Below are 21139 nucleotides of genomic sequence, written 5' to 3' on the forward strand. Positions count from 1 at the left end.
GGGGGGGGGGGGGGGGGGCGCCCCCCCGGGGGGGGGGGGGGGGGGGGGGGGGGGGGGGGGGGGCGGGGGGGGGGGGGGGGGGGGGGCGGGGGCCCCCCCCCCCCCCCCACGACCGGGGATGACCGGAGACGAGCGGAGGCGGCCCGGAGGCGACCCACCGATGGTCCGGAAGCGGCCCGGAGGCGACCTGGAGGCGACCCGCCGACGGCCGCGTCAGCCCGGTCAGCGGTCGGTGTGGATCTCCGCGATGTAGCCGCCGGGGAACTGCACCATCGCGCTGTCCCGGCCGCCCGCCCGGACCGGTCCGGACAGCACCGTCGCGCCGGCCGTCCTGGCCCGGTCCAGGGTGGCGCCGAGGTCGGACACGCCGTAGCCGGTGAGTTCCCGGCCGTACGGGTGGGGCAGGTGGCCGTCCGTCACGGCGACCGTGGTGGTGCCGAAGCCCGAGGTGAGGCGGATGAGCCGGTACGTGGTGCCGGGCAGGCCGAGGGCGGCGCCGTCGGCCCTGCGGTCGTCGGAGACGATCCGGCCCTGGGTGAAGGCGAGGTAGCTGTGCAGGAAGGAGCCGACCGCGTCCGGCGACAGGTAGAGCCGGTTCTCCGGCACGCTGGCCAGGGCCGGGTAGGACGGCGGGGTGGTGTGGACGTACAGCTGGGCGCTGATCCCGCCGGGGAACTGGACGACGGCGTCGCGGCCGATCGGGTCGGCGAAGGGCGACACGGTGACGGTCGCGCCGTCGGCACGGGCGGCGCGGACGGCCTGGTCGAGGTCGGTCACCAGCCAGCCGGTGCGTTCGGTGCCGAAGGGGTACGGGATGGGCGTGGTGTAGTCGAACACCGACAGCGTGCCGACCGGGGACACCACCAGCTCGGAGAGCGTCCGGCTGGGCGTCGGGGTCACCTGAGTGGAGACCGGGCCGATGGTGGTGCCGCCGAAGGTGGACGTCCAGCTGGTCACGAAGGCCTGTTCGGTGCCGGGCGCGACGTAGACGTGGGTGGAGTCGTACTGCGGGCCGACGGCGAACTGCCGGTGGGCGCCCGGCCGTTCGGCCGAATCCTGCTGGGCCGTGCCCGGGGACGTGTCCTGGGCCGTGCTCTGCGCCGCCGAGGCGGCGGGGATCGCGGTCAGGGCGGCGACCGCCGCCACCAGCGGGACGATGCGGCGGGCTAAGCGGAGCTTCACGGGTGACCTCCAGGTCGTGGCACGCGCCCGGCGTCCCACGGGAGGGGACGCCGGGCGCGGGTGGGTGGCCGGTACCGCCGTCACCGTCGGGCCTGGGGCGGCGACGGCGGTACCGGGGTCGGGACGGACGGCCGCGGCCGGGGGAGCGCGGCCGTCCGGGTCACTTGGCGAGGAAGGCGAGCAGCGCGGTGTTGACTTCCTCGGCGTGGGTCCAGAGCAGGCCGTGCGGGGCGCCCTCGATCTCGACGTAGTCGGCGGCGGGCAGGGCCTTGTGGAACACGCGGGCGGTGTTGTCGATGGGCAGGGTGCGGTCGCCGGTGCCGTGCAGGATCAGGGCGGGCACGTCGATGCGGGCGATGTCGGCGCGGAAGTCCGTGTACCAGGTGGTGGGCGCGGCCGAGGCGGCGAAGGCGCCACCGGAGGCGGCGACGTTCCAGCTGTTGCGGACGGCCTCCTCGCTGATCCGGGTGCCGAGGTTCTCGTCCAGGTTGTAGAAGTCGTTGAAGAAGCCGGTGTAGAAGGCGAATCGGTCGGCCTTCACGGCGGCGACGATGCCGTCGAAGAACTCCTGGGGGGCGGCGCCGTCCGGGTTGTCGTCGGTCTTCAGCAGGAACGGCTCCAGCGAGGCGAGGAAGGCGACCTTGGCGATGCGCTCGGTGCCGTACTTGGCCACGTAGCGGGCGGTCTCGCCGGTGCCCATGGAGAAGCCGACCAGGACGGCGTCGCGCAGGTCGAGGGTCTCCAGCACGGTGTGCAGGTCGGCGGTGAAGGTGTCGTAGTCGTAGCCGGTGGTGGGCTGCGAGGACTGGCCGAAGCCGCGGCGGTCGTAGGTGATGACCCGGTAGCCGGCGTCCAGCAGGGCGGCGCTCTGGCGCTCCCAGGAGGCGCCGTTCAGCGGGAAGCCGTGGATGAGGACGACCGGCTGGCCGGTGCCGTGGTCCTCGTAGTAGAGGTCGATGGAGGTGGAGTTCTCCTGGCCAACGGTGATGTACGGCATGGGTTTTCTCTTTCTTGCTGGAGCCGCTCCCGCGGGAGCGGCTCACGTCGGCTTCTCGCGCCAGTGCTCGGCTGCGACGGGTTCCACGCTAGGTATAGCGGCCGCGGTCCGATTGCCTCTGAGAGCACGCCGATTCGTCCCAGAGTGCCGCGGCCGGGAGCACCGGTCGGCCGGTCGGGTGGCAACGGCTCGACCCACCTGTCGGGTGCGCTGACCGACTGCGGACAGTGCACGGTCAGGACATGCTCCCGGCCCGTGCCTTCCTAGCCTGAGGGGCACGGAAGTCAGTGATCCGGAGGCCTCGGGCGAGGCCTCCGTCAGGGGTTCCGGCCATCGGCCACCGGCGACCGCCGGCCTCGCACGAATCAGGAGCACCATGAGCAGCCAGCCGCGCCTCCACCAGCACGGTCCCGAGATCCAGGAGTTCGGCACCGTCACCCAGTTGCCGATCGCGCTCTCCCACGACGCCCGGCAGTACTCGTGCCAGCGGCTCAACCGGGTCCTCGCGGACACCCAGTTCCTGTACGGACTGTACAAGAAGTACCACTGGGGCATGCGCGGGCCGACCTCGTACCAGCTGCACCTGCTCTTCGACAAGCACGCCCAGGAGCAGCTGGAGCTGGTCGACGCGCTCGCCGAGCGGGTGCAGAGCCTCGGCGGCGTCGCGGTGGGCGATCTCCGTCACGCCGCGCAGATCACGGGAGTTCCGCGTCCGCCGGACGGCATCGAGGGCGTGCGCTCGATGCTCTCGCGCCTCCTCGACGCGCACGAGACCATCCTCGCCGATGTCCGTGACGCCGCCCGCCGCACGGCGGAGCTCGGTGACGACGGCACCCAGGACCTCCTGGTCTCGCAGATCATCCGCACCGGCGAGACCCAGGTCTGGTTCCTCGCCGAGCACTTGGTCGTCGCCCCCGAGACCGGGGAGTGACCGCGGGCCGGGCCTGTTCGTCGGCAGGCCCGGTTCCGCTTCGTGCCGGGCCCGTTCGTCGGCGGGCCCGGCACTTTTTCATGCCGTTTTCCGTGCTGCCCTGTCGTGCTGCTCATCGTCCTTGGAGGTGCCGTGCCCGGCCGCCCATCCTTCCCCGACCACGGTCCCGCGGCGGGCGCGGTCTCCGCCACGCCCGTACTGGACGCGCAACTCGCCCTCGGGGAGGGTCGGTTCATCGATCTCCAGGTGCGCTTCGTGTACCGCGTCGACGAGCCGTTCGCCGTGGTGATGGAGTTCCCCGGCTCCGATCCGGCGGTCGGCACCTGGGAGTTCTCCCGCGACCTGCTGTGGAAGGGCCTGCGCCGGCCGACCGGGATGGGCGACGTGCGGATCCAGCCGCCGTGCCGCTGCCACGGCCGCCGACGGCTGCGGATCACGCTCAGGGGGGACGACGGCACCGCCTCGATCGACGTCCCCGTCGAGCCGGTGGAGAGCTGGCTGCGCGAGCGGAGCTTCGGCCTCGTGCCGCGGGGCAGGGAGTCCGAACTGATCGACTGGGACGCCGAACTGAGCCGGCTGGCCGCCGGCCGCTGAGGCGGCTGCGGCGCTGTGGGGCTCCGGCGCTGCGGGGCTTCGGCGGGGACGGGGAGGGGAGCGCTGCCGGTGTGGTGGCATGCGGACGGGCTCGGGCCCCTGGAGGTTTCCCTTCCAGGGGCCCGAGCCCGTTGCGGCGCATCCGCTGGGGTGCGTCCGTTGTGCGGCTGCCCGTTGCGTGGCGCCCGTCTCAGCTGCGGTGCAGGGCGAGGCGGGTGGCCAGGCCGCCGCCGACGCCGGCGAGGACGGCGGCGGGCAGGCACCACAGGGGCCAGTGGGCGAGGCCGAGGGCCCCGTCGGCCGACCACTGGCCGGGGCCGGTGGCGGTCAGCGCGGCGCCGACGACGATCAGGACGAGCGGGAACTCGTAGCCGTCGTGCTGGACCCACAGGCCGTGCGGCCACTTGACGGTGAGGGCGACGGTCATCACGCCCATGACACCCGCGCCGGCCAGCGGGGTGAGCAGGCCGGCGGCGAGCATCAGCCCGGCGCCGACCTGGGTGCCGCCGGCGGTGATGGCGGTGAGTTTGCCGCCGCGGAAGCCGTCGCCCCGGAACTCGGCGCTGCCGCCCTCCAGTCCGCCGCCACCGAGGTGGAAGCTGACCTTCTGGATGCCGTGGCCCGCGATCAGCAGGCCGACGACCAGGCGCAGCAGGAGTAGGCCGGTGTTCATGTCGGACTCCGTCGGTTCAGGTCGGTTCGGGTCGGTTCGGTGAGGGCCGGTCGGGTCAGCCGGCGGCGTGCGGGTTGATCATGGACTGGGCGTAGACGAGGCCCAGGCCGTAGGTGCCGCCGTGCTCCTTGACCAGCTCGGTGACCGGGACGTAGGTCTCGGAGCGGGCCCAGTCGCGCTGGAGCTCCAGGAGGACCTGGAGCCAGGTGACGGGCACGGCGCCGGCGGCGGTCATCCGCTGCAGGGCGTGCTCGTGGGCGAGGGGGCTGACGCCGCCGGAGGCGTCGGCGACGACGTAGACCTCGTAGCCCTGGTCCAGCGCCGAGAGGGCCGGCAGGACGAGGCAGACCTCGGTCCACAGGCCGGAGAGGATGATCTTCTTGCGGCCGGTCGCCTTGACGGCCTCGACCAGGGCCTCGTCCTCCCAGGCGTTCATGCTGGTGCGGTCGATGATCTCGTGGCCGGGGAAGACGGCCTGCAGCGGGGGGAGGATCGGGCCGGAGAAGGACTCGGCGGCGACGGTGGTGAGCACCACCGGCACGTCGAAGATCTTGGCGGCCTTGGCCAGGCCGACGGTGGCGTTGATGATGGCGGTGCGGTCGCCGCTGCCGGTGCCGAAGAACATCTGCGGCTGGTGGTCGACGAAGAGCATCATCGCGTTGTCGGGGGTCAGCAGGTCCGGGCTCGGGGCGGCGTGGACGTTGGCGAAGTCGACCATGACGGTCCTCTTTCCTGGTGAATACGGGTAATGACGCAGGGAGTTGACACTGCGTCAGGCTTGCCCCGACCGGATCGGCGGGGCGGCACGTCGACGACATTAGTCCGCGGTGGCCGGGGTGTTCTGCTCGCTGCGCGCCCGGGACTGTTCCCACAACGCACGGCCGTGCTCACCGACCCGGTGGCGGCGCCGAAGTGCGCTGGCAGGCAACTGGCGATGCGCTGCGGAGAACCTCGCCCGCCGCCGGCTGTCTACGTTCGCCAGGAGGCCCCGCGCCGAAACACCACCGAAGGAAGGGACTTCCCTTGTCCACCATGCCCGTTGCCGGGGTCCGTCCCGGCACTCCCGAGCAGCCCGCCGACCTCGTCGTGCGCAACGCCAAGGTGTTCACCAACGATCCGCGCCGCCCGCGGGCCACGGCCGTGGCGGTCCGCGACGGCCTGATCCAGGCGGTCGGCGACGACGCGGACGTCGTGCCGCTGGTCGGTCCCGGCACCCGGGTGGTCGACGCGCTCGGGCGCCGGGCGGTGCCGGGGCTGAACGACGCGCACCTGCACGTCATCCGCGGTGGCCTCAACTACGTGCTGGAGCTGCGCTGGGACGGCGTCCCGACGCTGCGCGAGGCGCTGGCGATGCTGCGCCTCCAGGCCGAGCGCACCCCGCCCGGCCAGTGGGTGCGGGTGGTCGGCGGGTGGTCGGCCGACCAGTTCGCCGAGCGGCGCCTGCCGACCCTGGCCGAGCTCAACGCCGCGGCCCCCGACACCCCCGTCTTCGTCCTCCACCTCTACCAGTCGGCCCTGCTCAACAAGGCGGCCCTGCGCGCGGCCGGCTTCACCCGGGACACCCCGGACCCGGTCGGCGGCCAGATCGTGCGCGGACACGACGGCGAGCCCACCGGCCTGCTGATCGCCGCCCCCGGCGCCCTGCTCCTCTACTCCACCCTCGCCAAGGCCCCCACCCTCGACGAGGCTGACCGCATCGGCTCCACCCGCCACTTCCTGCGCGAACTCAACCGCTTCGGCCTCACCTCCGCGATCGACGCCGCCGGCGGCTTCCAGAGCTTCCCCGAGAACTACGGCACCGTCATGGAGCTCGCCCGCCGCGGCGAGCTGAGCCTGCGCATCGCCTACCACCTCTTCCCGCAGACCGCCGGCCAGGAGCTCGACGACCTCACCCGCTGGGTCGAGACCGTCCGCCCCGGCGAGGGCGACGCGTGGCTGCGCCTCAACGGCGCGGGGGAGAACCTCACCTGGGCCGCCGCGGACTTCGAGAACTTCACCGAGCCCCGGCCGCAACTGGGCGCCTACGAGACCGAGTTCGAGAAGGCCGTCCGGCTGCTGATGGAGAACGGCTGGGGCTTCCGCCTGCACGCCACCTACGACGAGACCATCCGCCGCGACCTCGCCGTCTTCGAGAAGCTCGCCGCCGAGGGCCTCTTCCCCCAGGGTAACCGCTGGCTCTTCGACCACGCCGAGACCGTCAGCCCCGACAGCCTCGACCGCATCGCCGCCCTCGGCGGGGCCGTCTCCGTCCAGAACCGGCTCTCCTTCCAGGGCGAGGCCTTCGTCTCCCGCTACGGCGCCCCCGCCGCCGCCGAGGCGCCCCCGCTGCGCGCGATGCTCGACCGCGGTCTGACCGTCGCCGCGGGCACCGACGCCACCCGCGTCTCCTCCTACAACCCGTGGGTCGCCCTGCACTGGCTGGTCTCCGGGCGCGCCGTCTCCGGGCGGCGCCTCGCGGCCGAGCACAACCGCCTCAGCCGCGAGCAGGCGCTGGAGCTCTACACCCTCGGCGGCGCCCGCCTCACCGGCGAGCAGGACGTCAAGGGCCGTCTGACCGTGGGGAGTTACGCCGACCTCGCGCTGCTGAGCGCCGACTACTTCACGGTGCCCGAGGCCGACATCCCGCACATCGAGTCCGTGCTGACCGTCGTCGGCGGACGCATCGTCCACGCCACCGCGGAGCACCAGGGCCTGGCGCCGGAGCTGCCGGAGGTGTCGCCGTCCTGGAGCCCGGTCACCCGCTTCGGCGGCTACCACGCGACCCCGGCGCCGGGCCTGGCCGGATTCCACCAGGCCGAGGGCGTCCTGGAGGCCGTGGCGGCCTCCGGCGAGCAGCAGGCCTGGCGTACGGCCCGCGGCCTCGTCCTTCCCGGGCAGTCCCAGGTGCCGATGGACCCCTGCTTCTTCTGACGGTCCGTCAGTTCCGTTGCGGGGCGCCGCCCGGGTCCGTCGTCGAGGCCCGGGTGGCGTCCCCGCCCGCATCCCCCCTTCCGCACGAGGAGCCGTCGTGACCACACCCCCGTCGCCGCAGCCGTCCGGACCGCAGATCCACGACCGCCACCCGCTGGCCCTGGCCCTGTTCGCCCTCACCCTGGTCAGCGGCCTGATCGACGCCATCAGCTACCTCGGCCTCGGCCACGTGTTCACCGCGAACATGACCGGCAACGTCGTCGTCATCGCCTTCGCCCTCGCCGGAGCACCCGGCTTCTCCGTCGCCGGCTCCCTGACCTCCCTCGCGGCCTTCCTCCTCGGCGCGGGGGTGGCGGGCCGGATCGCGACCCGGCAGAGCGCGACCCGGCGCCCCGCGCGGCTGCGCGCGGCCTTCGTCCTGGAGGCCGCGCTGCACGCCGCGGCCGCCGCCGTCCTCTTCGTCCACAGCCCCGAGGGGCCGGCGCAGTACGTGGTGATCGCCCTGCTCGCCCTGGCGATGGGCATCCGCAACGCCACCGTGCGGGGCCTGGGCATACCGGACCTCACCACCACCGTGCTGACCCTCACCCTGACCGGCCTGGCCGCCGACTCCCGCCCGGCCGGCGGCACCGCCCCCCGCCAGCGCCGCAAGGTCCTCTCCGTCGTCACCATGCTCGCCGGTGCCGCTCCCGGCGCGCTCCTGGTCCTGCACGGGCAGATCGCCTGGGCCCTGGTCGCCAGCGCTGTCCTGGCCGGGCTCACCGTCCTGCTCTACCGAGAGTGACCAGCGCGTTCCTCCCCGCCCTCCCGCCCGGGAGCGGTCCTTCCGGCTAGCGGTAACCTTGGGTGACCGGCGAGCGGAGCGGCCGGTCCGGAGGAGAGGAACCAGTGGCGGAGGACGGACGGTTTCCGGTCCTGGTCGGCCGGCAGCGGCAGACGGAACTGCTGACCGCGGCGCTGGTCCAAGCCGTCGACGGCGCCAGCGGGTCCACCGTCCTGCTGCGCGGTGAGGCCGGTGTCGGCAAGAGCACGCTGGTGGCCTGGGTGGAGCGGGTGGCGCGCGAGCGCGGGTTCACCGTCCTGCGCGCGGTCGGTACGGAGGCCGAGACGGACCTCGCGTTCGGGGCCCTCCACCAGGCCTTCTGGTCGCTGTTCCAGCACTCCGACGCGCTCTCCGCCCACCAACGGGAGGCCCTGGACAGCGCGTTCGGCGTCCGCTCCGGGACTCCGAGCGGCTTCGCCGTCGGCGCCGCGACGCTGGCCCTGCTGGAACGGGCGGCGCGGACCGCCCCCGTGCTGCTGGTCCTGGACGACCTGCACTGGATCGACTCGTCGAGCGCGACCGTCTTCGCCTTCCTGCACCGGCGGTGCGCCGAGCTGCCGGTGGTGATCGTCGGGGCCTCCCGCCCGGACGGGCGGGCCGCCCAGACCTGGTCGGCCGAGGCCGTCGACGTCCCGGCCCTGCCCCGCGAGGACGCGGCCCTGCTGCTGGGCAGCTGCTACCCCGAACTGGCGGCGCCCGCCAAGGAGCGCGTCCTGGCCGAGGCGGCCGGGAACCCGCTGGCGCTGGTCGAGCTGCCGCGCCAACTGGCCGACGCCCAGCAGCGGGGAGCCGCTCCGCTGCCCGAGCGGCTGCCCCTGGGGCGCAAGCTGGAGCGGATGTTCGCCGAACGGCTCGGAACGGTCACCCCGGAGGTCGGCCGCCTCCTGCTGCTCGGCGCCCTGGCCACCGGCCCGGACTACGGCAGCGCCGAGTGGCTCCGCGCCCTCGCCGACGAGAACGCCCGGGAGATCCTGGAACGGATCGAGGAGGAGGGCCTGGCCCGGCTCGACCCGGCCGGGCAGCTGGTGTTCCGGCACCCCCTGGTCCGCACCGCCGTCGTCTCCGCCGCCTCCGACACCGAGCGCCGGGAGGCCCACCGCGCGCTGTCCGGCGCCCTCGCCCCGGGGGACCCCCGGCGGCTGGTCCACGAGGCGGCCGCCGCGCTGCTGCCCGACGAGGACCTCGCGCACCGCCTCCAGGAGGCCGGCCAGGACCTCGCCCACCGGGGCGGCGAGGCGGAGGGCGCCCTCCTGCTGGAACGCGCCGCCGCCCTCAGCCCCAGCTCCCGCGACCGCGTCCGCCGGCTCACCCGGGCCGCGGTGATGTCCGCCCGCGGCGGGCAACTGCGCCACACCGCGGCCCTGGTGGAGGAACTGAAGACCGGCGCCGTCCCGCGGGACGCCGCTCCGCTGTTCTCGTACGCGGTGGTCTACGCCGACCAGAGCCACCACATCGACTTCGAGTCCTCCGCCGCGCTGCTGCCCGCCGCCCTCGATGCGCTGACCGCGCCGGGCGCCGACACCTTCGGCGGGCTGGTCGAACAGGCCTGGTTCAAGTTGCTCCTCGCCGCCACGTACACGGACGACCCCTGGGCCTGGCGCGCGCTGGAACGGCACCGGGACGACGTCTCCGAGGTGGGCCGGCTGTGCCTGCGGGCCTGGACCGACCCGGGCCCGGACGCGGCCGCCGCGCTGCGGGCGACGGCCGAGGGCATGACCGAGGAGCAGGAGGCCGGCGCGGCCTGGCTCCTGCTCTGGACCGCCTCGGCGCTTGACAGCCCCGACGCCGACCTGTGGCAGCGCTTCTCCGGGCTGCACGGCTACGCCACTCAGGGCTCGGTCGCCAAGGCCAGGGCCCACCAGGACTACCTGCTCGGGCACTGGGACCGGGCGGCCGTCTGCCTGCGCGAGGCCGAGATGGCGGACGAGCTCGGCTACCACACCAACGGCCTGATGTTCCGCCAGTACTACGCCCACTTCCTGGCCGGCCGGGGCGACGAGGCCGGGCTCCGGGAGATCGAGCGGACCATCGGGCCGGCCGCCGCGCGCGCCCGGATGCGGTACGTCCTCGACCGCCTGACCCATCTGCGCGGCCTGGCCGCACTCGCCCACCGGCGCTACGAGGAGGCGTACGCGCACTTCTGCGAACTCACCCCGCCCGGGCACCTGCCCGGCGGCCAGCCCTGGCACCACACGCTGGTCCTCGACCTGGTGACGGCCGCCGTGCACACCGGCCGGCACGACGAGGCCCGGGCCCACCTCGCCGCCGGAGCGGAGGCGCGCTCGGCGGAGATCTCCGGCCGCCACGCCTTCCTGTGCGCGTCCGCCGCCGCCCTGGCCGCGGACGACGACGGGGCCGAGGCCGCCTACCGTGCCGCGTACGCCGTGCCGGGCGCCGAGCAGTGGGTGTTCGACCTCGCGCGACTGCGGCTCGCCCACGGCGCGTGGCTGCGCCGCCGCCACCGGCCCGGCGCCAGGGAGACGCTGCGCGCGGCCCACCACGTGTTCCGCCGACTGCGGGCCGCTCCCTGGGCGGCGCAGTGCGAGGAGGAACTGCGGGCCGCGGGCGACTCCGTGGCCCTGCCGCAGGACGGGCCGGCCACGGACCCCTCCGGGCTGACCGGCCAGGAGCTGCGGATCGCCCGGCTGGCCGCGACCGGTCTGACCAACAAGGAGATCGGCCGGCAGCTCCGGTTGTCGCCCCGCACCGTCGGTGCCCACCTCTACAAGATCTTCCCGAAGCTCGGCATCACCACGCGGGCCGCCCTCGCCCACGCCCTCGACGGCGTCTGACCCGCGTCTGACCCGCGGCCGACCCGCGACCGACCCAGCCTCTGACCTGCGGAAACACCCGGCCGACCGGTTCGCCCCGAGCACCGCGCCGGGCTTCGGGACGCAGCGCCCCAGGACGACAGTCAGATGACCTACCGGCCCGCCGCGCGCGCGGGCCACGCTGAGAGTGCGCAGGACTCCGGCGGAAGGACGGTCAGATGGGCTTGCGGGTGACGACGGCGTCGGTCGCGGACGGTGACAAGGCGGCCTTCTGGAGCGGAGCGGTGTCGCGGTCGCTGGTGCCGCTGGAGGTGCGTCCGCTCACCGGGCGGCCGTTCGACGGACTCCTGGAGTCGCACCGGCTGGGGTACGTGCGGATCTCCACGCTGGAGGCGGACGCGGCCCGGCTCTCCCGCACGGCGGCGCTGATCGCGCGGAGCCCGGGCAGCGAGCCGCAGGTCGGGGTCGGCGTGCAGGTGTCGGGTCGGGCCGTCCTGGAGCAGGACGGGCGCCGCGCGGAGGTGCCACCGGGCGGGCTGGTCCTGTACGACACGGCGCGCCCGTACGCGGTGGACTACCCGGAGCGGTTCCGCACCCACCTGTTCCACGTGCCGCGCCGCCTGCTGGGGGTGCCGGAGCGCGACCTGCGGCACGCCTCGGCGACGGCCGTCGGCCCGACGGAGGGGTGCGGACCGGTGCTCCTGCCCTTCCTGGGCGTCCTCGCCGCCTCCGCGCACTCCTACCCCGCCCCGGTCGGAGACCGGCTGGCCGGCAGCGTCGTCGGCCTGTTCAGCACCCTCATCGCCCAGCTGGCACCGGCCCCGGCGGCCGACGAACCGGGCGCCCGGAACGCGCACCTGGTCCGGCGGGTGCGGGAGTACATCGACCGCCACCTGGGCGACCCGGACCTTTCCCCCGAGAGGATCGCCCATGCCCACCACATCTCCGTGCGCTACCTGCACCGGCTCTTCGAGGGCGAGGGCGTGACGGTGAGCCGTCTCGTCCAGCGGCTGCGCCTGGACGCCTGCGCCCGCGAGCTGGCCCGGCGCGGCCGCACCGCGCCCACCGTCTCGGCCGTCGCCCAGCGGTGGGGCTTCGTCAACCCGGCGCACTTCAGCCGCACCTTCCGCGCCGCGTACGGCGTCTCGCCGCGCGAGTGGCGCTCACGCCCGCACGAGGAAGCCGACTGAGGAACCGGCCCGCCCGCCCCCGCTCGGAGGAACCCCGGGCGGGGCGCCACGAACAGGGCGCCACGAACAGGCCACCACGGCCGGGGCACACACGGAGCCACCGTGCCCGTCGACCGAAGCCAGGAGCGAAGCGTTGTCCGACCCCACCCCCCTGCCCGACCGGCGCCCGGTGCTCGACCGGGCGCTCCAGGAGTTCCTGGACGCCCGAGCCGGCCGGTCCGCGACGGAACCGCCGGACCTCTCCTTCCTGGTCGCCGACGGTCTTCCGAGCGGCGGTTCGTTCCGGAGCGAGGACGAGGACGATCCGTGCGGTACGACCTCGGAGTGGTTCGCGCTGCCCTGCGGGCCGACCGGGCGGGTGCACGTCCAGGTGACCAGACCGGTCGGCACCGCCGAGCCCAGCCCCGTCGTGCTGTTCCTGCCCGGCCTGGGCTGGTCGCTCGGCGACGCCGACTGCTACGCCCGGCTCATCCGGGAGTTCGCCCTGGGCACGGACGCCGCCGTCGTCTACGTCGACTACGCCCGGGCGCCCGCCGCCCGCTACCCGGTGGCCGTCGAGCAGTGCCACGAGGTGGCCCGCTGGATCCACGAGCACGGCCACGAGATCGGACTCGCCGGCAACCGGATCGCCGCCGTCGGCGACTCCGCCGGAGCCAACCTCGTCGCGGCCCTGACCCTCCTCGCCCGGGAGCACGGCGACGTGCCGCTGGTGCACCAGGTGCTGATCTGCCCCGTCACCGACGCCGACTTCGACACCCCCTCCTACCGCGGGTTCGCCACCGGCTACTTCCTGCACCGCGACCACATGCGCCGCTTCTGGGACGACTACCTCCCCGAGGCCTCCCGCCGCACGGAGGCCACCGCCGCACCGCTGCGCGCCTCCCTGGAGCAGCTCACCGGCCTGCCCCCGGCCCTCGTGGTCACCGCCGAGGCCGACGTGCTGCGGGACGAGGGCGAGGCCTACGCGGCCAGGCTCCGCGAGGCCGGCGTCCCGGTCGTGTCGACGCGCTACCAGGGGGTGATGCACGGCTTCCTGCTGCTCGGGGTGAGCCGCCCCACGAGCACCGCCCGTGCCGCGCTGATCCAGGCCGTCGACACCGTGCACGTCGCCCTGCACGGCCGTTCCTGGTGACCCTCTCCCACCGGTCCGGCCGGCAGCTGTTCGAGGGGTCGAGCGCAGCGCGGGGTTGATCGCCCGCGGCGGGGAGGGCCACCTCACCCTGGCGCTCCAGCACCGCGGCACCGCCCGCCTGACCCAGGCGGACCGGCCGGCGGAGCTTGCGCGTCGCCCCCGCTGGATCCGTCCAGCGGGGGCGACGTGGTGGGTGCGTGGCGACGGCGGCGTCCGTCCGGAGGATCAGGCCGCCGTCGCGGCCTGGCGGGCCGAAAGCCCGGTGCCGGCGCCGGCGTCCACGGTCGGCGCCGCCCGGAGAGCCCAGATCGGCATCCAGGCCTGAGTGGTCGACGTCGCCGCGGGGACGTCAGAAGCGCCGTGCGACGGAATGGTCAGCGAGGGCAGGCCTATGGCCGCGATGGTCGCCGCGTACAAGACAAATTTGCTCACGAAAGTTCTTTCCCGGTGATCGTTTGAGCTGATTATCGGGAATGATGACACGGTGACCGGTCCGCATGCCAAATCGAACCCGGCAGGGGTAGATGTTGAGCCGACTTGGCGAGTTTTATTTAGCTTTCTGATCGAATTTGTTGCGAAGATTGCGCATTGCTTTCGACTCTGGCAGGCGAGCTGACTCGGTGAGCTCAACGGCGCGCCGGAGTGTCGTGCGGCCCGCATCCACCTGTCCGGCCTGCCACTGCAACTCGGCCAGCGTCTCGCAGGCGTGGGCCTCCTCCTCCGTCGCCTCGATCCGTCGGGAGAGAGTGACGGCCTGCTGGAGGTGGTCGAGCGCGTCGGATGTCCGGTCGAGGGCCTGCTCGGCTCGGCCGAGTCCGCGCAGTGCTGCGGCCGCCTCGCGCTGGGCACCGATCGATCGGGCGAGTTTGAGGGCCTGCGCGTACTGGTCCAGGGCGGCGTCGTACCGGCCCGTCCCCAGGTGCACGGTTCCCAGCCCGTTGAGCGCCTCGGCCTCGTCCCGACGGTTTCCCGTCTGGTGAAAGGTGTGAAGTGCGGACCGGAGAAGATCGGTGGCGCGGGCTGACTCGGCGGGGAGCGGCAGGGAGCCCGCGAGGTTCATGCGGATGACTGCCAGGTTGTCCGATGACAGGATGCCTTCCCCGATGGCCAGAATCTGTTCGAAGGCGTCGCGGGCGGCATCCGGATTCCGGGCGTTCAAATGCATTCCGGCGAGGTTGCCGAGAACCTGGAGCCGGAGGCGCGAATCGTTCAGGGATTCGGCCAGAGGCAGAGCCTCGGTGAACGATTCCAGCGCCTCCCGGGTGTCGCCGAGATGGACGAGGACCGCCCCGAGATTGTTCAGGCAACGGGCTCTGTTCCATTCGTCGCCCGATTTCCGGTGGATCTCGACCACCTCGCGCTGCATCGCCAGTGCGGCCGACAGGTCGCTCTGGCTCCAGCGGATCCTCGCGAGCTTCTCCAGCGCCTCCGCGGCGCACCCGGTGTCTCCCGCTGTTCGCGCGATGGTGAGTGCGCGCTCCGCCGCGCGTTCGGCGAGGGGGTACCGGGCGGTGTGGATCCGGATCGAGGCCAGTGCCAGGAGGGCGTGGCTCTCGGCCAGGTCCTCGCCCCGGCTGTGCCAGTGGTGGGCCGCGGCTCGGTGCATCTCGTCGGCCTCGCGCCACAGCCCCTCGGAGTCGAGGAGTTCGGCGAGGACGTGGGCGAGCCAGGCGGCCTCCTCGCCCAGGCCGGCGGCTCGGGCGAGGGCCTCCACGGAGACCAGGCCGGGGAGTTCCACCCGCAGCCAGGCCTTGACCGCCCTGTCGTCGGGCCGGTCGAGTCCGTCCGCCAGCTCGTTCACCAGGTCGTCCACCAGCCCTGCCACGGGGGCGAGTTGCGGCAGCTCGGGGACGGTCCGTCGAAAGCGCCGGGGATGGAGCGTGCGGTCGGCTCGATCGGCCGCCCGCAGGGCGAATCCGACGAGTCTTCGGACCGCCTGCCGGCGTTCCTCGGCCGTGACGAGGTCGACGGCGAACTCGCGCAGGAGGTCGTGCAGCACGTACCGCTCCGGGGAGTTCTCCTGGAGCATGTGGAGGTCGTGGAGGCTCTCCAGGATCCGGTCGGTCTCGCGCAGCGGCCGTCCGACCAGGGCCGCGGCGGTGTCGGGGCCGAAGTCGGGACCGGGATGCAGGCCGAGTCGGCGGAACGCCTCCTGCTGGGTGCGGGGGAGTGACCGGTACGACACCTCGAAGGCCAGGGCCACGCTTTCGAGCCCGTGGTGGAGCTCGCCCAGCCGTCCGGTCCGGCGGGACAGCCGCCGGACGAAGTAGTCCAGGGACCACGTGGGGTGGGCCTTGAACCGGCTCGCGGCCAGGTCGACGGCGAGCGGGAGCCGGCCGCACCGCTCGATGAGCGCCTCGACCCCCGCGGGGTCGTCGGCCCGTTCCTTTCCGACCAGCATGGTGAAGAGCTCGACCGCGTCCTCGCGCGACATGGGTTCGAGGTAGAGCGGACTGCACGGGAGTTCGGCGAGCCGGTGACGGCTCGTGATGAGGATGCAGGAGGCCGGGTTGCCCGGGAGCAGGGGACGGACCTGTCCGGGCCCCCGGGCGTCGTCGAGGACGACCACGGCCCGGCGTTCGGCGAGCAGGCTGCGGCAGTGGGAGGCCAGCTCGTCCGGGTCGGTCGGGATCGAGGCGGCCGGCACGCCGAACTGTCGGAGCAGGAGCGTAGCCACCGCCTCGGTCTCCAGCGGTTGCTGGGCGCCGCCGTTCGCACGGAGGTCGACGTAGTACTGGCCGTCCGGGAAACGGTCCCGGAGGAGGTGTGCCGCGGTGACGACGAGGCTCGTCTTTCCCGAGCCGGCCATGCCGGAGACGGCTCGGATGCAGCCGCCGGCGCCTTCCGGAGAGCCGCTCGTGGCCGCTGACAGGAGATGCCGGAGTTCCGCCTCGCGGCCCGCCAGCCGGTGCCGTACGGGGAGGTAGTTGTTGCGCGCGGGGCCGAGGCCGGCGGCAGTGGGTGCTGTGGGCGCGGCTGTGGGCGCGGAGCTGGACGCGGTGACGGCACGGGCCGGACGCGTCAGGATCTCGCCGATCGGGGCGCGACGCAGGACGCGGTGCTGGAGCGCCCTGAGCTGTTCGCCGGGTTCGGTGCCGAGGTATTCGAGCAACTCCCGTCGGGTCCGCCGGAACACGTCCAGCGCCTCGGCGAACCGGTCGCAGCCGTAGAGCGCGGTGATCAGGTGGCCCGCCACCCGCTCGTCGGTCGGGCGCTGTTCTGCCAACGCGGAGAGTTCGGGGACGAGTTCGGCGAAGTGTCCGAGTCTGAGCTCGACCTCGCAGCGGGTCAGTGTGGTGGCGAGCCACTGGTCGCGCATGGTGATCCGGGTGGCCTGCGCCCACTGGCCGGGCAGGCCGGCGAGGGGCTCGCCCCGCCAGGTGTCGTCCGCGCGCCTGAGGACGTCGAGTGCCTCGTGGTCCTTGCCCGCGTCGGCGAGCGATCGGGCGCGCCGCCCGAGGAGGAGGTAGCGCGGCCAGTCGACCCGGTTCGGATCGGTGTCCAGGGCGTAGGCGTGTGCCTTGCGGCTGATCACCACGGGCGGTGTGCCGCCTTCGGTGTCGCCGCCGTTGCGGTTGCCGTTGCCGTTGCCGCCGCCGTCGTCGTAGGAGTGCTGGGCCAGGCGGAGCGCGGAGCGCAGCCGGGAGATGTAGGAGTGCACGGCCGCCCGGGCCTTGGCCGGAGGCTCGTTGCCCCAGAGCCGGCCGATCAGGATGTCCAGGGGCACCGGTCGGCCGACGTCGAGTGCGAGGGCTGCCGCCAGACAGCGCAGCTTGTTGGTCCCGAGCGTCACCGGCCTGCCACGGACGGAGAGTTCGACTGCTCCGAGCACATGGAACTCCACGGTACCCCCGCCGGTCGGTCCCCATCCGTCGCCTCAGAGAGCATGACATGTGCGTGACGCATCGGCCATAGCACGTCCTGGCCTTCGGGCTGTTGACCTTCGGCATGTTCTCCGGCTCTCCGCCCGTTCTGTGGTATCCGCTCCGGCCTGGCGTCACGTCAGGACTGTCTTCCCGTCCTCGGGTTCGGTGCCGCGTTCGGCCGCCATGAGAATTCGTCACCGGCTTGACTGGTGACGCGATGGGTTGCCATCATGGCATCACCGGCTCGACCGGTGATGCCTCGGAAGGTGTGAGGGCATCGCCGGGAGAGGGCCGGACACCGATTCGATCCAGATGGGGAGCACCAGTCATGGCAGTCAGCTACACCGCCGTTGTCGGCGTCGACGGTGAGGGCCGCAACGGCGGCCGGGTCCGTTCCTCCGACGGTCTGCTGGAGACCGGTCTCGCCATTCCGAAGGAGTTCGGCGGCGGCGGTGCCGCGACCAACCCGGAGCAGCTCCTCGCGGCCGGCTGGGCCGCGTGCTTCCTCGGGGCCGTCCGCCGGGTGGCGGGCGAGCGCAAGGTCCGGCTCACCAGCACCACCATCACGGCCGAGATCACGCTGACCCACGGCGACGACGACGAGTTCTCGCTCTCCGCGGTGCTCCGGCCGGTGCTCGGCGGCGTGGACCAGGCCACCGCCGAGGAGCTGGCGCACGCCGCCCACCGGATCTGCCCGTACTCCAAGGCCACGCGCGACAACATCCCGGTCGTCATCCACGCCGGCGTTGCCGCCTGACCCGCCCACACCCCCCGCACCGCACCACCGACCGGACGGCGAGGACAGCACATGGCTTCCTGGGCGCACACGTGTCTACGGATGGCTGGACGTCTTCGTCACTCCCCTGACCGGTGTTCCATCGACCCGGGAGAGCGGCCGTGGCCGGACGGCGCGCAGCTGTGGAGCTGGGCGGAGACCGTCGTGCTGCTGGGCTACGGCCCGGGGGCCTCGTCCTTCGTGTGAGAGCCGGCCGGTGGGTCAGTCGGCGTCGCCCGGGGCGGCCGGGCCCGGCCGCAGCAGGGTGTACATGACGGAGCGCTGCTGCTTGTGGCGCTGGATGCGGCCCTTGGCGACGAGCGATTCCAGGGTGTTCCGCACAACCTGGGGCGTCGGGGTGCGCTTCGGGTGCTTCGCCATGAGTTCGTCCCGCAACTCCTTCGCCGTGCACGGCTCGTGGTGCCGGCCCAGGAGTTCCGCGAGCAGGTCACCGAGCAGAGGCCGGTGCGAGGTCTCCTTCGCACCGGCCTTCGTCGTCCGGGCGTCCGGACGCGTATCCGGACGGGCATCCGCCGTGCGCGCATCCTTCGTCCGGGCAACGGCCGTCCGGGCATCCGTCGTGCCGGCCGTCGCCGTGCGGGCGGCCGGGGTGGCGGACCCGTTCCGCCTCCGCCCGGAAGGAAGCGCCCGCTCGGAGGGCCCCTCGTACCGTTCGGCGAGACTCAGGATGTCGGCCAGGAGGGCCTCCTCCTGCTTCAGCGTCCTGAGCTCCTCCGCCAGCTCCTGCTGTCGCCGGTGGTTCTTCTCCAGGTCCGACGCGGCTTGTTCCACGTACCGGGACCGGAGCGTGGAGGCTGGATGGCGGGTCACAACCGTTCACTCCCTTGGCATGGATGGTGTTGCATGGTACCCATGCCGGGGCCCGCGCGCCGACGCGCGCGGTCGCGGGGCGACCACCGGCGGAGCGGCTAGAGGGCGCCCGCGGTGGACGGCGTCTTCTTCCGCGCGCGGTAGGCGGCGGCCTTGATCTTGTTGCCGCAGGACTCCATGCCGCACCACTGGCGGCGCATGCCCCGGGAGCGGTCGATGTAGACCCGGGTGCACTCCGGGTTGCCGCACTCCTTCATCAGGGGGACGTCCGGGCCGCTGAGGAGTTCGACCGCCTGGCGCGCCACCGTCGCCAGTGCCTGCTCGGGGGTCGCCTCGTTGTGCCGCCCGGCCGTGGTGAGCTGCGGCGTCACGGGCGGCTTGCGCGCGGCGGCGTTGAGCACGGCGAGCGCCTCGCGGTCGAAGGGCTCGTCGAGCCTTCGGTTGGTGACGAGCCGGTAGACGGCCTCGCGGACGGTCCTCGCCTCGTGGACGTCCTGCTCGTCACCGGGCGTGATGGTGTCCACCAGCCCGCTGTCCAGGTACCAGGCGTTCAGGCGCTCCGGCGTCACGAACATCTCGAACCGGACCGTGCGTCGTGCACGGAGCGTGGCCGCGAAGTCCAGGGCCGGGTGCCCGCAGACGAAGACATGGTCAAGGTTCACATCACCATGCTGACAGGTGACTGTGCGGAGGTGCAATAACGCGTGGACCCGGCCGGGCCGAGCCGCAGCTCGCGGCCCTGCCAGCGCCGGCGGAGCCAGCGGTCGTGGCTCGCGAGGACGATCGCGCCGGGACCGGTGCCGAGGGCTTCCTCCAGTTCGTCGCACAGACGCGGGGAGAGGTGGTTGGTGGGTTCGTCGAGCAGCAGCAGTCCGGGCGGGTCGGCGACCAGGAGCGCCAGTGCGAGCCGTCGGCGCTGCCCGACGGACAGCCGGTCGACGGGCTTGTCCAGGTCCGCCGGGTTCAGCAGACCGAGTGATCCGAGCGGTACCTCCTCGGCCCGCGCCGCGCCCAGCGCCAGCCGGTAGGTGTCGCGGACGGTGCGGTCGGGCCGGTCGAACACGGTGTCCTGGGTGAGCAGCCCGACCGTCAGCCCGGGGCGCCGGCGGACCGTGCCCTCGGCGGCGAGGTGCCCGGCGAGCACGGCGAGCAGCGTCGACTTGCCCGTCCCGTTGCCGCCCGTGACCAGCAGACGGTCGGTCGACGCCACCTCCAGCGCGTCCAGCACGAGCCGGCCGGGCACCCGGACGTCCCGGAGCGACACCAGCGGCCGCGGCGCCTCCCCGGCGTCCGCCACCGGCACCTCGACGTCCGCTGCCGGGGCCCCGGCCCCGGGAACCGGCGCCCCGACATCCGCCGCCAGGGCCCGGACGGCGAACCGCAGCGGGCGCGGCGGCTCGGGGACCCGTGTGCGCTCCAGCTCCGCCAGCCGCCGGCCGGCGTTGCGCACCCGGCGGGAGACCTGGCTCTGCACCCGGCCCGCCCGGTGGCCGTAGCCCATCTTCTCGTTGTCGCGCGGCCCCCGGTCCGGCGCGACCCGGTGCGCGGTCACCCCGGCCGACTGCCGCAGCAGCGCCAGTTCCTGCTGCTCTTCGGCGTGGCGCCGCTCCCAGCGTTCCCGCTCGGCGCGCCGCTCGCCCAGGTAGGCGCTGTAGCCGCCGCCGTAGCGGACCGGCCCGTCCACCGCCGGGTCGAGGTCGACCAGATCGGTGCAGACGGCGTCGAGGAACGCCCGGTCGTGGGAGGCGAGGACCACGGTGCCGGGCAGTTCGCGGAGCCGCTCCTCCAGGAAGGCGGCGGCGCCGTCGTCGAGGTGGTTGGTCGGCTCGTCCAGCAGGAGCGCGGACGGCCGCCGGACGAGCAGCGCGGCGAGTGCCAGCCGGCCGCGCTGCCCGCCGGACAGCGAGCCGAGCGCGCGGTCGTGCCCGAGCGCGCCCAGGCCCAGCCCGTCGAGGACCAGCGAGGCCCGGCGGTCGGCGTCCCAGGACTCCCGGTACTGGGCCTGCTCCAGCCGCCGACCGTAGGCGTCCAGGAGCTCCGCGTGGCCGGGGGCCGACTCCGGGACGTGGGCGAGCCGGGCGCCGAGCCGGTCCAGCTCCGCGAGGTCCTCGCGGGCCTCGCGCAGCGCGTCGTCCAGGACGGCGGCGACGGTCGTGCCGGCCTCGAAGGGCATCTCCTGGTGCAGGAAACCGAGGTCGGCGGGGCGTGTGACGCTTCCCGCGTCGGGTTCGTCCACGCCGGCGAGCACCCGCAGCAGGGTGGACTTGCCGGCGCCGTTTTCCCCGATCAGGCCGATCCGGTGGCCGGGGGCGGCGGTCAGGCCGACGCCGTCGAGGACGCGCCGGCCGCCGAGGTGGCGGACGACGTCGTGGGCGAGCAGGGCGTGCTGGAGCACGGGGAACCTTCCGGTGCGGGACGTGGGGGGTGGTGGGTCCGCCGGGCACGGAGCCTCGGGCGCGGGCCG

17 protein-coding genes are annotated in these 21139 nt (G+C 73.7%); 8 read left to right on the forward strand and 9 right to left on the reverse strand.

Features of this window, described 5'->3' with window-relative positions:
- Positions 1-222 precede the first annotated feature (222 nt).
- Together ACFWP2_RS38375 and ACFWP2_RS38380 are read right to left on the reverse strand one after the other, a co-directional pair.
- Positions 223-1182, reverse strand: coding sequence for a VOC family protein (locus ACFWP2_RS38375; RefSeq protein ID WP_380460547.1), 960 nt, complete (start codon positions 1180-1182; stop codon positions 223-225).
- Positions 1183-1342: 160 nt separating this feature from the next.
- Positions 1343-2179, reverse strand: a complete 837-nt coding sequence (locus ACFWP2_RS38380; protein ID WP_380460549.1) for an alpha/beta fold hydrolase — start codon at positions 2177-2179, stop codon at positions 1343-1345.
- A 376-nt stretch (positions 2180-2555) separates the two neighbouring features.
- On the opposite strand from ACFWP2_RS38380, the gene ACFWP2_RS38385 reads away from it, so the two are divergent.
- Both ACFWP2_RS38385 and ACFWP2_RS38390 read left to right on the forward strand, forming a co-directional pair.
- Positions 2556-3110: a DNA starvation/stationary phase protection protein gene (locus ACFWP2_RS38385; RefSeq protein ID WP_360355913.1), complete on the forward strand. Its 555-nt coding sequence runs from the start codon at positions 2556-2558 to the stop codon at positions 3108-3110.
- A gap of 132 nt (positions 3111-3242) precedes the next feature.
- The gene (locus ACFWP2_RS38390; RefSeq protein ID WP_380460551.1) at positions 3243-3704 is read left to right on the forward strand and encodes an SsgA family sporulation/cell division regulator; all 462 of its coding nucleotides are present in this window, start codon (positions 3243-3245) and stop codon (positions 3702-3704) included.
- Between the two features lie 190 nt (positions 3705-3894).
- On the opposite strand, the gene ACFWP2_RS38395 is transcribed toward ACFWP2_RS38390, so the two are convergent.
- A complete protein-coding gene (locus ACFWP2_RS38395; protein WP_380460553.1) occupies positions 3895-4377 on the reverse strand; it encodes a DoxX family protein in 483 nt (160 codons plus the stop codon).
- Positions 4378-4432: 55 nt separating this feature from the next.
- The gene (locus ACFWP2_RS38400) at positions 4433-5095 is read right to left on the reverse strand and encodes a hydrolase (RefSeq protein WP_380460555.1); all 663 of its coding nucleotides are present in this window, start codon (positions 5093-5095) and stop codon (positions 4433-4435) included.
- Between the two features lie 314 nt (positions 5096-5409).
- Between ACFWP2_RS38400 and ACFWP2_RS38405 the strand changes: the two genes are divergently transcribed.
- From ACFWP2_RS38405 to ACFWP2_RS38425, 5 genes are all read left to right on the forward strand, one after another.
- The gene (locus ACFWP2_RS38405) at positions 5410-7287 is read left to right on the forward strand and encodes an amidohydrolase (protein WP_380460591.1); all 1878 of its coding nucleotides are present in this window, start codon (positions 5410-5412) and stop codon (positions 7285-7287) included.
- 97 nt (positions 7288-7384) lie between these two features.
- Entirely contained in the window at positions 7385-8071 is a 687-nt protein-coding gene (locus ACFWP2_RS38410; RefSeq protein WP_380460557.1) for a YoaK family protein, read from the forward strand.
- 104 nt (positions 8072-8175) lie between these two features.
- Positions 8176-10902 carry a BREX system ATP-binding domain-containing protein gene (locus tag ACFWP2_RS38415; protein ID WP_380460559.1) on the forward strand — a complete coding sequence of 909 codons (2727 nt, stop codon included), beginning with the start codon at positions 8176-8178 and terminating at the stop codon, positions 10900-10902.
- Between the two features lie 197 nt (positions 10903-11099).
- Positions 11100-12071 (forward strand): helix-turn-helix domain-containing protein, encoded by a 972-nt coding sequence (locus ACFWP2_RS38420; RefSeq protein WP_380460561.1) that lies wholly within the window; start codon positions 11100-11102, stop codon positions 12069-12071.
- Positions 12072-12204: 133 nt separating this feature from the next.
- The gene (locus ACFWP2_RS38425) at positions 12205-13203 is read left to right on the forward strand and encodes an alpha/beta hydrolase (protein ID WP_380460563.1); all 999 of its coding nucleotides are present in this window, start codon (positions 12205-12207) and stop codon (positions 13201-13203) included.
- A 225-nt stretch (positions 13204-13428) separates the two neighbouring features.
- Here the strand turns inward: ACFWP2_RS38425 and ACFWP2_RS38430 are convergent, their stop codons facing one another.
- Together ACFWP2_RS38430 and ACFWP2_RS38435 are read right to left on the reverse strand one after the other, a co-directional pair.
- Positions 13429-13635 (reverse strand): hypothetical protein, encoded by a 207-nt coding sequence (locus ACFWP2_RS38430; protein ID WP_380460565.1) that lies wholly within the window; start codon positions 13633-13635, stop codon positions 13429-13431.
- A gap of 115 nt (positions 13636-13750) precedes the next feature.
- Positions 13751-17035, reverse strand: a complete 3285-nt coding sequence (locus ACFWP2_RS38435; protein WP_380460567.1) for a tetratricopeptide repeat protein — start codon at positions 17033-17035, stop codon at positions 13751-13753.
- Between the two features lie 362 nt (positions 17036-17397).
- Here ACFWP2_RS38435 and ACFWP2_RS38440 point away from each other — a divergent pair, with 362 nt between their 5' ends.
- Positions 17398-17826, forward strand: a complete 429-nt coding sequence (locus ACFWP2_RS38440) for an Ohr family peroxiredoxin (protein WP_380460569.1) — start codon at positions 17398-17400, stop codon at positions 17824-17826.
- A 240-nt stretch (positions 17827-18066) separates the two neighbouring features.
- Here ACFWP2_RS38440 and ACFWP2_RS38445 read toward each other — a convergent pair whose 3' ends face one another.
- The 3 genes from ACFWP2_RS38445 to ACFWP2_RS38455 form a co-directional block, all read right to left on the reverse strand.
- Positions 18067-18636, reverse strand: coding sequence for a BlaI/MecI/CopY family transcriptional regulator (locus tag ACFWP2_RS38445; protein ID WP_380460571.1), 570 nt, complete (start codon positions 18634-18636; stop codon positions 18067-18069).
- Positions 18637-18773: 137 nt separating this feature from the next.
- A complete protein-coding gene (locus tag ACFWP2_RS38450) occupies positions 18774-19337 on the reverse strand; it encodes a CGNR zinc finger domain-containing protein (protein ID WP_380460573.1) in 564 nt (187 codons plus the stop codon).
- On the reverse strand, positions 19334-21070 hold the full coding sequence (locus ACFWP2_RS38455; RefSeq protein ID WP_380460575.1) for an ABC-F family ATP-binding cassette domain-containing protein: 1737 nt from the start codon (positions 21068-21070) through the stop codon (positions 19334-19336). The genes ACFWP2_RS38450 and ACFWP2_RS38455 overlap by 4 nt, the downstream gene beginning before the upstream one ends.
- Positions 21071-21139: the final 69 nt, after the last annotated feature.

Origin of the sequence: Kitasatospora sp. NPDC058444, from assembly GCF_042721415.1 — a bacterium.
GTDB lineage: Bacteria > Actinomycetota > Actinomycetes > Streptomycetales > Streptomycetaceae > Kitasatospora.